A 15,675-nucleotide genomic window follows, 5' to 3' on the forward strand; every position below is an offset into this window, starting at 1 on the left:
CTGCACGGCGCACTGAACGGGTCAACGACGCCGGCCCGACAAGGTCAGCCCTTGGTGCCGCCGGCCGTCAGCCCGGCGATCAGGTGGCGCTGGACGAAGAAGAAGACCGCCGCGGCCGGCACGGTGATCAGCACGGCGGCGGCCGTCATCAGCCCCCACTCGGCCTTCTGCTGGCCGACGAAGGTCTGGAGGCCCACCGCCAGGGTGTAGTGGTCCTCGCTGCTCATGAACTGGGTGGCGAAGGCGACTTCACCCCAGGCGGTGATGAAGGAGTAGAAGGCGGTGACGGCCAGGCCGGGCCGGGCGAGCGGCAGGATCAGCCGCCAGAACGTGCCGAAGGGGCTCAGCCCGTCCACCCGTCCCGCCTCGTCTATCTCGGCGGGAATGGTGTCGAAGTACCCCTTGAGCATCCAGGCGCAGAACGGTACGGAGATCGAGCAGTAGGTCACGATCAGGCCGAGGTAGGAGTCCAGGAGTTCGAGTTCACCCAGAATGTTGTACAACGGCACGATCAGTACCGCCATCGGGAACATCTGAACGACGAGGAACGTCCACATCAGCGGCCGGTGACCGGGGAAGCGCATCCGCGACACGGCGTAGCCCGCCGTCGCCGCCACGAACACCCCGAGCACGGTGGCGCCCAGCGCCACGATCACCGAGTTCCCGAACCAGGTCGCGAACTTCGTCTCGCCCAGGATGTGCGTGTAGTTGGAGAAGTCGAAGCCGACGAACCGGGTGGGCTCCTGCCAGCCGTCGCGCCCGCGCAGGGACACGAAGACGACGAAGAGGACGGGGAAGACCGAGACGAGGCTCGCGGCGACGAGCGCCGCGTGCAGCGCGGCCGACGCCCCGCGCGAACGCTCGCCGCGCGGCCGTGGGGTGAGGGCGCTCATCGCTGAGCCTCCTGTCGGGAGAGCATCCGGCGGTAGAAGACGGCGAAGACCAGCAGCAGCGAGAGGATGAGGATGCCGTACGTGGCGGAGCCGGCGTAGTCGCGCACGCCCTGGAAGGCGAGGCGGTAGGCGTAGGTCACCAGGATCTCGCTGTCGGAGCTCGCGCCCTGCCCGATCAGCAGGTAGATCACCTGGAACATGTTGAACGTCCAGATGACGCCCAGCAGGATCACGGTCCCGCTCACCGGCCGCAGGCCCGGCAGGGTCACGTGCCGGAACCGCTGCCAGGGCGAGGCGCCGTCCATCTCCGCCGCCTCGTGCAACTCGCGCGGGATCGCCTGGAGTCCGCCCAGGATCGCCACCATCATGAACGGAACGCCCAGCCACACGTTGACCGCGACCGCCGAGACCTTCTGCAGGGTGCTGTCACCGAGCCAGTCGACGGGGTCGAGGCCCAGCCCGGTCAGGAAGGCGTTGAAGACGCCGTACTTCTCGTTGAACATCAGCCGCCAGGAGAAGGTGGCGACGAACGCGGGCACCGCCCACGGCAGGATCAGCAGCACGCGGTACAGCGCGCGGAAGCGCATCGGGCGGTTGAGGAGCAGCGCCAGCCCGAGGCCGATCGTGTAGTGGAGGAAGACGCAGGACGCGGTCCAGACGACCGTCCAGGTCAGCCGGGAGTAGAAGTGGCCCTCCTGCCCGGAGAGCACCTTCCAGTAGTTGTCCAGCCCGACGGACTTGTACGTCGACGCGATGTGGTTGACGCCGATGGTGCGGCCGACGTTGGCCTCGTTGGCGTCGGTGAAGGACAGATAGATCCCCCGGCCCAGCGGATAGCCGACGAGCACGGCCAGCACCACGACCACCGGCAGCACCATGGCCCAGGCGTACCAGTGGGTGTCGAAGGAGCGCCTGGCCCGGGTGAGCAGGCCGGGCGGCGGACTGCCGGTCTCGGAAACGGAGGTGGTCATGGTCGGTGGCTTTCGTCCGGGGGAAGGTGGCGCCGGACGGGGCTGGCAGTGCAGCCTGTCCGGCGTCGGAGGACCGGAGGTCCGGGGGCGGAGCCCCCGGTACCGGGAAGGGGCGGGGGAAAAGTCCCCGGCCTACTCGACCGAGTAGTCCTTCAACAGCGCCGACTTCCACGCCTTGGCCGTCGCGTCCAGCCCCTGCTTCGGCTCCTCCTTCAGCGTGAGGATCTTGGTGTAGTGCTGGAGCCACTCGGTGAACAGGTCGCCGCCCTGCGGGATCGGCGGCCGCGGGTGGGCCTTGCCCAGCGCGGCGTAGTACGAGCTGCGCACCGGATCGGCGAGCACGGCCTTGGTGTAGGCGGACTTACGGGTCGGCAGCACGCCGATGCCCGTCGAGACCTCCTCCTGCTGCTGCGCCGCGGTCATGAACTGCGTGAACAGGTACGAGGCGTCGAAGTTCTTCGAACCGGCGTAGACGACGAGGTTGTGGCCGCCGACCGGCGCGCCCGCGGTACCGGTGGAGCCGGCCGGGACGGCCGAGATGCCCAGGTTGTCCCGGGACTTGAACGCGTCGCCGCCGAAGATCTCCTTGGTCGCCCACGGCCCGTCGATGAGCATCGCCAGCTTGCCGTTCTTGAAGTCCGTCTTGAGGGCGTTGTAGCCGTCGGTGCCGGCCGGCTTGGGCGCGGCGCCGGACTTCACCAGGTCGACGGCGGTCTCGATGCCCTTGAGGGAGGCGGCGTTCGAGATGGTGATCTTCTTCTTGCCGGTGTCGACCATGTCGCTGTTCTCGCCGTAGAGGAAGGGCAGCGAGTAGTAGCTGTCGGGGCTGAGGCCGATGCCGGCCGCTCCGGTCTTGTCCTTGATCTTCTCGGCGGCCTCCTTGACCGCCTTCCAGTCGGCCGGCGGCTTGTCGATGCCGGCCTTCTGGAACAGCTCCTTGTTGTAGAGCAGCCCGAGGGTGTCGGTGACCTGCGGGACGCCGTACGTCTTGCCCTGGTACGCGGCGTTCTTCAGCGGCCCTTCGAGGAAGTCGTCGCTCTTGTCGAGCGCGGGCGTGCCCGTCAGGTCCTTGAGGTAGCCGAGCTGCGCGAAGCCCGGAGTCCAGCCGACGTCCGAGCGCAGCACGTCGGGCGCGCCCTTGCCGGTGGACGCGGCGGTCTTGAACTTCTGCTGCGCCTGGTCGAACGGCACGTTGACGTACTCGACCTTGATCTTCGGGTACTTCTTCTCGAAGGCCGAGACCAGCTTCTTGAAGGCCGGGGCCTCGTTGGTGGCGTCCGAGGTGTCCCACCAGGTCACGGAGCCGCTGACGCTGCCCGGGTCGCTGGCCGCCTTGGAGCCGTCGCTGCCGTCACCTCCGCTGTCACCGCCGCACGCGGTCGCGGTGAGGGTCAGCACGCCGACGACGGCGGCGACCGATATGCCTCTTCGCATATGGATCTCCTCTTCAAGGAGGCCGACCTGTGGCGGGCGGCCCGAGCTGTGGAGGAAGTTAACAGGCTGCAATCTCTTGCGAAAGGGCTTGCAAGAAGGAAAAGGCGAGATTTCCGGGTCGTAACCGGACCGTGTCCAAAGGCTTGACCGGCGACGACGTGGCTCGTACGGTCACCTGCGCGGCACGTCACCCCTGTCGTGCGGACAGTCTTGCTGCAAGAACGGCAAGAACCTTCATGGGCCTTATGGGCACGGCAGTTGCCATACGAGGTCGCTTCCTCCACCCCCCAGGAGACGCCATGGCTCCCACCGCCATGCCCCCGATAGCCCGCAAAGCCCTGCCCCTCGCCCTCGCCCTGGTCGCGAGCGCGCTGGCCTGCGCGCCACCCGCGCAGGCCGGCGCCGTCACGGAAGGGGACGTCACGGCCGTCCTCTTCGAGTGGAAATACGACTCCGTCGCGAAGGAGTGCAAGGAGACCCTCGGCCCCGCCGGTTACGGATCCGTCCAGGTCTCCCCGCCCCAGGAACACATCCAGGGGCCGCAGTGGTGGACGTCGTACCAGCCCGTCGGCTACCGGATCGCCGGGCGCCTCGGTGACCGGGCCGCGTTCAAGGGCATGACCGACGCCTGCCACTCGGCCGGTGTGAAGGTCGTCGCCGACGTGGTCGTCAACCACATGGCGGCCGGCTCCGGGACCGGAACCGGCGGCTCGACGTATACGAAGTACGACTACCCCGGCGTCTACCAGCGCCAGGACATGGACGACTGCACCACCGTCGTCACCGACTACCGCGACCGCGGGAACGTCCAGAACTGCGAGCTCGTCGGCCTCGCGGACCTGGACACGGGCGAGGAACCCGTCCGCGCCCGCATCGCCGCCTACCTCGACGATCTCCTCTCCCTGGGCGTCGACGGCTTCCGGGTCGACGCCGCCAAGCACATCCCCACCGGGGACCTCGCCGCGATCAAGGCCCGGACCTCCCGGCCGGACGCGCCCTGGAAGCAGGAGACCATCTTCGGCGCCGGAGAAGCCGTCCAGCCGGACGAATACCTGCGCAACGGCGCCGTCCAGGAGTTCCGCTACGCACGCGACCTGCGACGGGTGTTCCTCGGTGAACGCCTGGCGTACCTGCGGAACTACGGGGAGGGCTGGGGTTACCTGCCGAGCGCCCAGGCGTCCGTCTTCGTCGACAACCACGACACCGAGCGCGGCGGCGACACCCTCAGTTACAAGGACGGCGCCAACTACACACTGGTGAACGTCTTCATGCTCGCCTGGCCGTACGGCTCCCCGGACATCCACTCCGGCTACGAGTTCACCGACCGTGACGCCGGTCCGCCCAACGGGGGCGCGGTGAGCGCGTGTTGGCGGGACGGCTGGAAGTGCCAGCACAAGTGGCCGGAGATCAAGTCCATGGTCGCCTTCCGCAACGCGGCACGGGGTGCGGCCGTCACGGACTGGTGGGACAACGGCTATCAGGCGATCGCCTTCGGCCGCGGAAACAAGGGCTATGTGGTCATCAACCACGAGTCGTACGCGGTCGACCGCACCTTCCGGACGTCCCTGCCGGGCGGCGACTACTGCGACGTGCAGAGCGGGCGGCGGGTGACGGTGGGGGCGGACGGCCGCTTCTCGGCGACGGTGGCGCCGAACACGGCGCTGGCGCTGCATGTGGGTGCGCGTGTGTGTGGCTAGCGGTTTCCCTTCCCCACCCCGCCGTTGGCCTCGATCGCCGGCCGGGCTTGAAAATCAAGCTCGGCCATATCCAGCCCGTCTGGGGGCACCTCCCAGCGGTAGCTGGGGGAGATCGAGGACCGGGGTCCGGGGCGGAGCCCCGGTCACGAACCTCAACCAAAGGAGCACCGTTCCGTGAGACGCCTCGCCACCCTGGCGACAGCCATAGCCCTCACCCTTCCCCTGGCCGGCACAGGCAACGGCACCGCCCACGCCGACCCACCCCCCGCCCCCCAAGGGGCAAAGGTCCAATGGATCGACAAAACCACCGTCGCCTGGCCCAAAGACCTCGGCAACCCCACCCGCCCCCACCGCATCGTCCACGACCGCGGCAGCTTCGAACTCACCCGCCTCCCCGGCGGGCTGACAGCCGAGCAACGCACGAAATACCCGCACCTGGCGAACTACGACGCCTTCCACCTGAACGCCCACGGCGAAGAGCGCGCCGCGCTCACCGCACAGCTCGTCGCCGAGACGGACGGCGTCGCCACCGGCGTACAGATCCCCGGCGTCCTCGACGACCTCTACGCGGCCTCCGCCACGAAGGCCCGGCTCGGCCCCGTCTTCCGGAACGGCCGCCCCACCCTCTCCGTATGGGCGCCCACGGCGCGGCGCGTCGCCCTGGAACTCGACGGCCGCACCCTCCCCATGCGACGCGACGCCGCCAGCGGAGTCTGGAGCGCGACCGGCACCCCCGACTGGGCCGGCAAGCCCTACCGCTACGCCGTCACCGTCTGGGCGCCCACCGTCCGGAAGGTCGTCACCAACCTCGTCACCGACCCGTACTCCACCGCCCTGACCGCCGACTCCGCCCGCAGCCTGGTCACCGACCTCGCCGACCCCGCGCTCGCCCCGCCCGGCTGGCAGGGCCTGCGCAAACCCAAGGCCGTACCGCCGCGCGACGCGCGGATCCAGGAGCTGCACGTCCGCGACTTCTCCGTCGCCGACCGCACCTCCGCGCACCCGGGCCAGTACCTCGCCTTCACCGACCAGGACTCCGACGGCATGCGCCACCTGGCGCGCCTCGCCAAGGCCGGCACCTCCTACGTCCACCTCCTGCCCGTCTTCGACATCGCCACCATCCCCGAGCGGCGTGCCGACCAGGCCACCCCGCGCTGCGCCCTCCCCGCCCTGCCCGCCGACTCCGACCGGCAGCAGGAGTGCGTCGCCGAGACGGCCCCGCGCGACGCGTACAACTGGGGCTACGACCCCCTCCACTACACCGTCCCGGAGGGCTCGTACGCCTCCGACCCGGACGGCCCCCGCCGGACCCGGGAATTCCGGCAGATGGTCCAGGGCCTGTCCCGGGCCGGACTGCGGACCGTCATGGACGTCGTCTACAACCACACCCCCACCGCCGGTCAGGACGAGAAGTCCGTGCTCGACCGCGTCGTCCCCGGCTACTACCAGCGCCTCCTCGACGACGGCACCGTCGCCACCTCGACCTGCTGCGCCAACACCGCGTCCGAGAACGCCATGATGGGCAAGCTCGTCGTCGACTCCGTCGTCACCTGGGCCAAGGAGTACAAGGTCGACGGCTTCCGCTTCGACCTCATGGGCCACCACCCCAAGGCCAACATCCTCGCCGTGCGCAAGGCCCTCGACGCCCTCACCGTCGCGAAGGACGGCGTCGACGGCAAGGCGGTCGTCCTCTACGGCGAGGGCTGGAACTTCGGCGAGGTCGCGGGCGACGCCCGCTTCGTCCAGGCCACCCAGAAGAACATGGCCGGCACCGGCATCGCCACCTTCTCCGACCGCGCCCGCGACGCCGTCCGCGGCGGCGGGCCCTTCGACGAGGACCCCCGCGCCCAGGGCTTCGCCTCCGGCCTCTTCACCGACCCCAACGGCTCGACCCCCGGCACCCCCGACGAGCAGCGCGCGCGGCTCCTGCACGCCCAGGACCTCATCAAGGTCGGCCTGACCGGCAACCTCGCCGGCTACCGCTTCACCGACTCCACCGGCCGCGCCGTCACCGGCGCCGACGTCGACTACAACGGCTCACCCGCCGGCTACGCCGCCGCCCCCGGGGACGCCCTGGCCTACGCCGACGCCCACGACAACGAGAGCCTCTACGACGCCCTCGCCTACAAGCTCCCGCGCTCCACATCGCCCGCCGACCGGGCCAGGGCACAGGTCCTCGCCATGGCCACCACCGCGCTCTCCCAGGGCCCGGCCCTCTCCCAGGCCGGTACGGACCTGCTGCGCTCGAAGTCCCTGGACCGCAACTCCTTCGACAGCGGCGACTGGTTCAACGCCCTCCACTGGGACTGCGCCGACGGCAACGGCTTCGGCCGCGGCCTGCCCCCGGCCGCGGACAACAAGCCCAAATGGCCCTACGCCCGGCCCCTCCTCGCCGACCCCGCGCTCCGGCCGGGCTGCGGGCCGATCCGCTCGGCCTCGGCCGCCTACCTCGACCTGCTGCGGATCCGTACGACGGAGAAGGCGTTCAGCCGGCCGACCACCGAGGCCGTGCAGGCGGCCCTGTCCTTCCCGCTGTCCGGCGAGGACGAGACGCCCGGCGTCATCACCATGCGCCTGTCCGACCTGGTCGTCGTCATCAACGCCACCCCCGGCGAGCGGACCCAGCGCATCGGCGGACTCGCCGGCCAGCCCTACGCCCTGCACCCCGTCCAGGCGCGCGGCGCGGACCCCGTCGCCAAGTCGGCGTCGTACGCCCCCGCGTCGGGCACCTTCACCGTGCCCGGCCGCACCGTGGCCGTCTTCCGGGCGGGCCGGGGCGGCTGAGGGCCAGGACGGCTGAGGTTCAGGACGGCTGAGGGGCGAGCGCGCCGAGTCGGCCCACGAGGTCGGCGAGCGGCCCGTCCACCGGCTCGTCCGCCAGGATGCGCCGCAGCACGGCCGCCATGTCGTCGTCGTACGCGGCGCTCACCGCGGTGAGCGCCGCGAAGGCGTGGACGAGCTGGAGCTCCAGCTCCTCGCGGGGGATGCGGCGGCCGTCCAGCCAGAGCAGCGCCGTCGTCTCCGTCAGGGAGATCCAGGAGCGCAGGGCCAGTTCCAGGCGCGGCGCGGGGCAGCGCACCCCGAGGTGGTCGAGCATCTCCTCGTACGCGGCCTGGCGCACCCCGTCGATCATGGCGCAGGTGCGGCTGGAGCCCGCCGCCGGGCCGCCGCGCATCAGCGCCGAGAACCCCGTCGCGTGCTCCTCGACGAAGTCGAAGAAGCGCCGCATCACCCGCAACAGCCGCTCGCCCAAAGGGCCTTCGCGGGGCTCGTCGAAGAGCGCCGCCAGCTCGTCGGCGGCCCGGCGCAGCGCGGCCTCGTACAGGCTCTGCTTGCCGGGGAAGTAGTGATAGACGAGCGGCCGGGATATCCCGGCCGCCGCTGCGATCTCGTCGATGGAGACATCGTCGGGGGAGCGGTGGCCGAAGAGGTCGAGGGCGACCGCGATCAACTGCTCGCGTCGCTGCTCGACAGCCATTCTGCGGCGCACCCCGTTCGTCATGGCGGTCATACTAATGCCAGGTCGGGGTGGTGGATCAGGGCCCGGAACCCCACCGTCCGGCGGCTGTTCACCGCGCGGACGGCCCTCACCGGAGAGGCGTCAGCTTCTTGCCGTCGGCCAGCCGTCCGCTGAGCTCGGTGCGTACGCCCGGCTTCGCCGGCACGGCCAGCAGCGGCCCCCGGGCGCTGCCCCGCACCCCGCCCGTCGCGACGACCGACCGCACGTCCGGGTCGCCCGCCGCCAGGGCGTACCAGGAACCGCCCGGGGACTTCCACAGCACGCCCGCCAGGACGTGCGGGTCGCGCGCCCCGCAGGCGGGGTGGTCCTCGGCGCGGGTGACGGCCGAGCTCGGCGCGCCCGGCCGGGCGCCCGGCCCCTGGAACAGGGTCAGCACCCGGCTGCCCGGGCCCCGCCACGTCTCGGCCCGGGCGCACGTCCACTCGGCGCTGCCGGCACCGCCGGGCAACTGCTGGGTCGCGAACGGCCAGACGTTGACCGAGCGGACGCCCTGCGACCGGACGGTCTGGAGGTGGCAGGCGGTGTGACCCCAGCCGGCGAGCGCCGCGGCGGAGCCGACGTCGCGCGGACCCCCGGGGCTGCCGGTGGTGAGCCGGGCCGGGGTCAGCTCACCGAGATCGGTCACCAGGTGCTCGCCCATCTGGAGCGCGGGCCAGCTCCGGCAGTCGTTCGTCGGGGCGGGGCTGAGCGTCGGGTCGGTGACGCCGTCGTCGGCGAGGCGCAGGGGCTGCCCGGCCGCCTTCGGCTTCAGGAGGTCCCGGACGGCCACCGAGCTCACCCAAGGCGCCGTCAGATAGCGGACGTTGCTGTCGGCGCGGCCCACCACGACCGCCGTCGCGGAGTCGTCGTCGGAGGCGTCCGTACGGGCGAAGTCCAGCGCCGCGCTGCCCTGGCCGCCGCCGTTCCTGGACTCGGCGTAGCGCACCACGCGCAGGCCGTCGTACAGCACCACGACCGCGGCCTGCCCGATCTCGCCCGCGTACAGCAGCTGCGCCGGCCCGGGGGCCGGGCCGGAGGCGGTGCCGGGGGTGGCCGTCACCTGGACCGAGCGGCCCGGCCGCGCCCAGACGGCCAGCGCCCGGCGCAGCAGCTCCTGGTCGGCGACCCTGCTGCCGCGCGCGGGCCAGGCGGCGAAGCCGGAACGGTCCGCCGTCCGCCACGCGCCGGGGGCGACCCTGGTCAGCTTCGCCGGGTCGAGGGCCTGCTCCGCCGCCGCGTTCCGCGCGTACGGCGGGGCGGCCGCGCCGCTCGGGCCCCAGCCGTCGCCCGGCAGGCCCAGCAGCGTCCCGCACACCACGACCGCCGCCAGGGCCGCGATCGCCGCCCGGGTGTGCTGGCGGCGGCGCATCAGGTCCGTGGGCCGCGCCTGCAGGGAACAGGGGTCGAACTCCATCGACTCCAGCAACGAGGCGTCCCGGCTGCCCGCCGGCGCGCGGAGCCCGTCCGCCTCGGCGAGCGCCGCGCCCGGGTCCTCCACCCCGGCCGACGACAGCACGAGCCGCACGTCACGATCGGCGGACAGCTCCAGGGCGCGCAGCACATACGCGGCGCGGCCGGGCCCGGAGAGCGTGGCCAGGGCCTGGTCCAGGGCGAGTTCGTCGGCGCCGCCCGAGCGCGGGAACAGCCGCAGCCCCCACACCTGCGGCAGCAGCGGCGGCAGCTGGCCGGGCCTGGGCAACTGCCAGCGCCCGCGCGGCCGCCCCGCCTCCAGGGCGGAGCGCAGGACGCGCTGGCGGACATACGCGTACCCCGGGTCGGACGGTGAACCGTCGGTCCCGCGCGGCGCCGGCACGGCCAGGCCCGCGAGCTCGGCGGCGCCGACGCGGTTGCGCGGCAGGGCCCGCTGGACGAGGGCGTGCGCCGTCAGGACGCGGCGGTTGCGGCCCAGCGACGGCGGCAGCACCAGATACCCGAGCCGCACCAGGCGCGGGTAGTGCTCGATGAGCGCGGCCTCGGCCTGCTCGACGTCGACGGGCGGGACGGTCCGGGGGGCTGTCGCTTGCTGCTCCACGATCCGTAGAACGAGTGAATGGTGAGATGGTCACCTCACCCCTGCGGGGGCGTACTCCGGACGGCCCCGCGCCCTCCGCTACGCCACGCAGCGGGCGCGCACGCGGTCCACGGCCTCGTCGGGGATGCCGAGCCCGTCGCGGACATAGGCCTCCACCCCACCGTACGTGCGCTCCATCTGCTCCAGCGCTGCGGTGAGGTAGGCGGGGCGCACGCCGAGGATCGCGTCCACGATCTCCGGGTCGCCGCCCGCGGTGGTGAAACGGTCGATGAGGGGCGCGAAGGCGGCGCGCACGGCGGGGTTCACGGCGAGGTACTCCTCCCGGACGGTGGCCTCGTCGGCGCCCAGGAGCAGGAGGACGACGGTGGCGGCCCAGCCGGTGCGGTCCTTGCCCGCCGTGCAGTGGAAGAGCAGCGGGCCGCAGTCCGGTTCGGCGAGCGCGGACAGCAGCAGCCGGTAGGCGGCGCAGGCGGGCTCGGAGGTCACGAACGCCCGGTAGGAGTCGCAGAGCAGCTTCTCCGCCTTGCCGTTGCCCAGGTGCTCCTCGGCGACGGCCGGGTTGCCGAGCACCGTCTCCAGCTCGGCCGGCACCCGGCCGCCCGTGGCCACCGCGCCGCCGCCCGCCATCACGTCCGCGACGATCAGCCGGGCCCCTTCGGGCACCTGGTCGGGGCGGGCCCGCCGCTCGTGCTCGGTCCGCAGGTCCACCACCGTATGGATGCCGAGCCCGGCGACGGCCGGGTCGATCGACGGGTCGAGCCGGTCGAGCTGGCCGGAGCGCAGCAGCAGGCCGGGGCGGACGGCGGAATTGCCGGCGAGCGCGATGCCGCCGAGATCACGGAGATTGATGATGGTCGAGGCGTCGTCGAATTGCGGCATGGGCGCGTCTCCCTTGTCTGATATCTACCGTTATTGTGCCGAACGGTAGCCGAGGCCGCGCTCGCGCCCCGGGGGCCCGGGAGGGTCCGTGCTGGATCAAGGCCGGTCCATCCAGCCCGTCCGGCGCCCGGGGCGGAGCCCCGGTCACGGGAAGGGGCGGGGTGGGGGAGAAAGCCGCGCCGGCACCCGCGACCGACCGCGCACGCCCCCCGGCGCGGACGGCGCGCAACCCCGCGCACGCCGGTACCACCGCGCCCCCGCACCCGTGACCGGCGGCTCCCCCGCCCCACCCTCACCCCAGCCGCCACCCACTGAACCGGCCCATCCCCCGCGCCCCGCTCCCGTCATTGCCCGCCGTAAGGAACAGCCCCACATCCTGGGCGCGGGCCGGTCCCGGGACGGTGACCGTCGCGACCGTCCGCCACGTCGCGCCGTCGTCCGTCGAGCACTCCGCCGCATAGGCGCCCGAGGCCGTACGGGTCAGCCGCAGCGTCACCGGAGCCTTGACGCCGGTGACGCGCCGGTAGCCGTCGAAGGTGCCGTCGCCGTTGGTGTCGTACGACAGCACCACGCCCTGCCCTGGCGTCACGGCGAGGTTCACCGCGCCCGGCGACCGTGCCGCGAGGCTGTTGCGCACGATGATGCCCGTACGCGCCCAGCCGCCGGTGTGGGTCTGGCTGTCCACCCGCACGGTGGCCACCCCGCCCGCCGTCAGCGCGCCCGCGCGGTAGACCGCGCCGAACTGCTCGGTGCCCTTCCACAGGTCCTCGCCCCCGCCGTCGATCGCGAAGCGGTCCCCGAGCCGGCCGAAGACGGCGGCATTGCTGGTGACCGTGCGCCAACCGGACCCCAGCGGTCCGGCGACGAACAGCGTGCCCGTCCGCACCGACCGCACCCGGTCCTCGCCCTGCGGCCCGTAGCGCGCGCTCACCTCGTACGGCAGCGGCTGGAGGGGGTGCTCCAGCGGTGCGGCGGGCGCGGTGACGCGCCAGCGCGCCGTGCCCGTACCGCCCGGAGGCAGGGAGGGCAGCGAAGTCGGGCCCTGTGGCGCGGCCTTGAGCCCGGCGACGGCGAGGTCGACGGGCCCGGTGGCCCGGAAGCCGTTGACATTGGTCAGCGCCGCGGTGACCGTCGCGCCGCCGCCCGGCGCGACGGCGGCCGGATCGGCCGCCGACGACAGCGCCCCCTGGTACGGCGCCACGGCGAGGGTGTCCCGTACGCGCAGCGCCGTGCGGTAGGCGTCGGTCACCGGCCGCAGCGGGTACGCCCGGGTCTCCCGCGTCCACGGCTCCTCCACCGCGAACCAGTCCACGGCCCGCGGCGCCCGCCCCTGCCGCAGCGCGTCCTCCAGCTCCTCCAGCCACCGCCGCCAGCGCGGCAGGTAGAAGTCGGCCATCAGGCCGTGCCAGTCGCGGTTCGCGTAGTCGTGCAGCTTCCCGTCCTCGGAGGTCGCCCGCCCGCCCCACACGGTGAGCAGTATCCGGGCCGTGCGCTCCAGGTCGGCCGCCTCGTCCGGCCCGTCCGCCCAGGCACGCGCCGCCGCGTTCCACGGGCCGAGGAGGAACGCCCGGTGCGCGCCGGCGATGTCGTCGGCCAGGCCCATCAGCCGCAGCCACAGCGCGGCGAGCGCGCGGAAGGCGGTCAGGTCCTTGCGGGCGTAGGCGCTCTTGAGCTCGGGGAGCAGCTGCCGGCTGCGGTGCGCGAGCGCCTGCCGGGCGACGTCGACCAGGTCGAAGCGGTACGTGTCGCCGCCGCGCAGGGCCGCGCCGGCGCCCAGCAGCCCGGTCAGCGCCGCGTCGAAGCGCGCCGGGTCGTAGGACACGGCGCTCGGCGCGTACTCGCCGGCGCGGTCGGCGTCCAGGCTCGGGCGGGCGGCGAAGAGGCTGTCGTGCGGGTCGCTGCGCTCGGGCGCCTCCTGCCGGTAGGCGGTGTCGCGCAGCGCCGCCCACGCCTCCCGCGCGGCCTTGTCCTCGCGCCCGTAGCGCAGGTCGGCGTACGAGGCGAACCACTGCGCCCGGTCGGGCGCCCGGTCGCGCCACGCCAGCTCGGAGAAGTACTCGAAGGCGGCCGGGTCGCGGTCGGCGCCCTCCGGCATGAACGCCGTGCCCACCAGCGCGCTGCCGGGCTTGTCGCGCCAGGCGAAGAACTTCTCGGTCCAGATGTGCGTCTTGGCGCCGAGCGTCGTCCGGCCGCCGAAGTTCGGGATCGAGCCGAAGGCGTACGGGGTGGAGCCCCAGTCCTTCTCCCGGTCGGTGATGCCCTTGAAGCGGTCCGAGATGCCGTCGACGATCAGCATCCGCTTCCGGTCGACCGCGCCCAGCAGCTCGGGGAGCGGGTTGTCCTGCCAGCCGAGGATCACCCAGGTCGCGTCCGGGTGCGCGGCGCGCAGCGCCTGCTCGACGCGCCGGGCGGCGGCCGCGACGGGGACACCGCCGGCGGTGCCTCCCTCGTGCAGCAGGTCCATCTTGAAGTGCGCGGCCGGACCCAGCAGTTCCGCCTGATGCCGGTAGAACGCGGCGGCCACCTTCGGGAAGGCGTCGGTGCGCGGGTCGAGCCAGTCCGGGCGCCGGAAGCCGTGCCAGATGCCCTGCGGTACGACGCGGGCGCCCGGATTCCGCACGGCGAAGCCGTCCGGTACGGACCCGTAGTAGCCGGGCAGGACGGGCGCCATGCCCAGCTCGCGCAGCCGGTCGGCGATGCGCCGGCCGAGCTCGGCGCGGCGGGCGATGAGGGCGGGGGAGAGCGGGCCGCCGTAACCGCTGAGGTTCTGCAGCAGCCACCACGGCTGGTGCGAGGGCGCGGGCAGCCAGGCGCGGGACTCGGCGTCGCTGTAGCCGAAGTCCATCAGGAGCCGGTGGTAGACGGCCTCCTGACCGGCGATCACCAGGACCTCGTTGCAGCCGTGCAGGGCCAGGATGTCGATCATCCGCTCCCAGTAGGCCCAGTCGGCGTACGGGAGGGTGTAGCCGTCGTTGGTGTCGTTGAGGGCGAAGCGGTGGTGGAGCCTGGTGGATCGTTTCAGCGGGGTCCGTGGGGCGGGCAGCGTGCCGGGGAGTTCGAGCCGTTGGGCGCCCCAGGTGAGATGGGCGCCGCAGGTGTACTTCAGATACCAGTGCACACCGGTCAGCAGCACCGCCGGGCTCGTACCCGACACCTCGATCCGCCCGGCCCGGCCGCCGACCTCGAACCGCTCCTCGCCGCCGGGCGCGCGGCCCAGCGCCGTCAGCCGGAACTGCCCGGCATGCCCGCCGAGCAGCCGCTCCAGCGCCGCGCGGGCCGGGGCGGTGGCGAAGGGCGCGCGTCCGGCGGGGGCCGCGGAGTACCCCTCGGCCGCCGCGGCTTCCGCCGTGGAGGGAAGGCCGAGGGCGGCTCCCGCGCCGATCGCTCCGGCGGCTCCCAGCAGCAGGCGTCTCGACGGTCCCGGCGGTCTCGGAGGGTTCGACTGCTCGGTCATGGCGCTCCCCACTGTGCTGATAATGCGACAACGGACGCGTGCGAGGCGCACGCTAACCGGCGTCACAGAAGGGAGCAATGGGGCGCGCAGGAGGCACCGGGCTTTGAGCCCGAGGGGACCCCAGGAGGGCCACGAATGCCGAGGTCAGCCCTGGTCCAGATAGGCCAGGACGGCCAGCACCCGGCGGTTGTCGTCGTCGGACGGCGGCAGGCCGAGCTTCCCGAAGATGTTGGACGTGTGCTTGGCGACGGCCCGCTCGGTCACCCGCAGCCGCTCCGCGATCGCCGCGTTGGAGCGGCCCTGGGCCACCAGCTCCATCACCTCGCGCTCGCGCGGGGTCAGCCGGGCCATCGGCCGGTCCCGCTCCCGCCGGGACAGCAGCTGCGAGATGACCTGCGGATCCATCGCCGTACCGCCTTCGGCCACCCGCCGCACCGCGTCGACGAACTGCTCCGCGTCGAAGACCCGGTCCTTGAGCAGATACCCCACCCCGCCACTTCCGTCGGCGAGCAGCTCCCGCGCGTAGAGCTGCTCCACGTGCTGGGACAGCACCAGCACCGGCAGCCCCGGGGTCTCGCGGCGGGCCGCCAGCGCGCACTGGAGGCCCTCGTCGGTGAACGACGGCGGCAGCCGTACGTCCACCACCGCCACGTCCGGCTTCAGCTCGGCCAGCGCCCGGCTGAGCTCGGGGCCGCTCTCCACCGCCGCGGCTATCTCGAAGTCGTACGCCTCCAGCAGCCGGACCAGCCCGTCCCGCAGGAGGAACAGGTCTTCGGCGAGCACAACGCGCACGGCAACTCCATCGTCGGGGAGATC

Annotated in this window: 10 protein-coding genes; 2 read left to right on the forward strand and 8 right to left on the reverse strand. The window is 72.8% G+C overall.

Annotated features, from left to right (window positions below; genetic code table 11):
* Window positions 1-44 precede the first annotated feature (44 nt).
* The 3 genes from ACZ303_RS00090 to ACZ303_RS00100 all read right to left on the reverse strand — a co-directional run bounded on the left by ACZ303_RS00090 (window position 45) and on the right by ACZ303_RS00100 (window position 3,298).
* The gene (locus tag ACZ303_RS00090; RefSeq protein WP_467333367.1) at window positions 45-893 is read right to left on the reverse strand and encodes a sugar ABC transporter permease; all 849 of its coding nucleotides are present in this window, start codon (window positions 891-893) and stop codon (window positions 45-47) included.
* A complete protein-coding gene (locus ACZ303_RS00095; protein ID WP_467333369.1) occupies window positions 890-1,864 on the reverse strand; it encodes a carbohydrate ABC transporter permease in 975 nt (324 codons plus the stop codon). Before ACZ303_RS00095 ends, ACZ303_RS00090 begins: the two co-directional genes overlap by 4 nt.
* A gap of 132 nt (window positions 1,865-1,996) precedes the next feature.
* On the reverse strand, window positions 1,997-3,298 hold the full coding sequence (locus ACZ303_RS00100) for an extracellular solute-binding protein (protein ID WP_467333371.1): 1,302 nt from the start codon (window positions 3,296-3,298) through the stop codon (window positions 1,997-1,999).
* 299 nt (window positions 3,299-3,597) lie between these two features.
* Between ACZ303_RS00100 and ACZ303_RS00105 the strand changes: the two genes are divergently transcribed.
* Both ACZ303_RS00105 and pulA read left to right on the forward strand, forming a co-directional pair.
* Window positions 3,598-4,995, forward strand: a complete 1,398-nt coding sequence (locus ACZ303_RS00105) for an alpha-amylase (RefSeq protein ID WP_467333373.1) — start codon at window positions 3,598-3,600, stop codon at window positions 4,993-4,995.
* A 174-nt stretch (window positions 4,996-5,169) separates the two neighbouring features.
* Complete coding sequence (gene pulA / locus ACZ303_RS00110) at window positions 5,170-7,779, forward strand: pullulanase-type alpha-1,6-glucosidase (RefSeq protein ID WP_467333375.1); 2,610 nt, start codon at window positions 5,170-5,172, stop codon at window positions 7,777-7,779.
* 19 nt (window positions 7,780-7,798) lie between these two features.
* Here the strand turns inward: pulA and ACZ303_RS00115 are convergent, their stop codons facing one another.
* The 5 genes from ACZ303_RS00115 to ACZ303_RS00135 form a co-directional block, all read right to left on the reverse strand.
* On the reverse strand, window positions 7,799-8,497 hold the full coding sequence (locus ACZ303_RS00115; RefSeq protein ID WP_467333377.1) for a TetR/AcrR family transcriptional regulator: 699 nt from the start codon (window positions 8,495-8,497) through the stop codon (window positions 7,799-7,801).
* Window positions 8,498-8,582: 85 nt separating this feature from the next.
* Complete coding sequence (locus ACZ303_RS00120; RefSeq protein WP_467333379.1) at window positions 8,583-10,526, reverse strand: hypothetical protein; 1,944 nt, start codon at window positions 10,524-10,526, stop codon at window positions 8,583-8,585.
* Between the two features lie 78 nt (window positions 10,527-10,604).
* The gene (locus ACZ303_RS00125; protein WP_467333381.1) at window positions 10,605-11,405 is read right to left on the reverse strand and encodes a tyrosine-protein phosphatase; all 801 of its coding nucleotides are present in this window, start codon (window positions 11,403-11,405) and stop codon (window positions 10,605-10,607) included.
* A gap of 292 nt (window positions 11,406-11,697) precedes the next feature.
* On the reverse strand, window positions 11,698-14,859 hold the full coding sequence (locus ACZ303_RS00130) for an alpha-N-acetylglucosaminidase (RefSeq protein WP_467333383.1): 3,162 nt from the start codon (window positions 14,857-14,859) through the stop codon (window positions 11,698-11,700).
* A gap of 144 nt (window positions 14,860-15,003) precedes the next feature.
* Window positions 15,004-15,651 (reverse strand): LuxR C-terminal-related transcriptional regulator, encoded by a 648-nt coding sequence (locus ACZ303_RS00135; RefSeq protein ID WP_467333385.1) that lies wholly within the window; start codon window positions 15,649-15,651, stop codon window positions 15,004-15,006.
* Window positions 15,652-15,675: the final 24 nt, after the last annotated feature.

This window comes from Streptomyces sp. NPDC023527 (genome assembly GCF_055560115.1).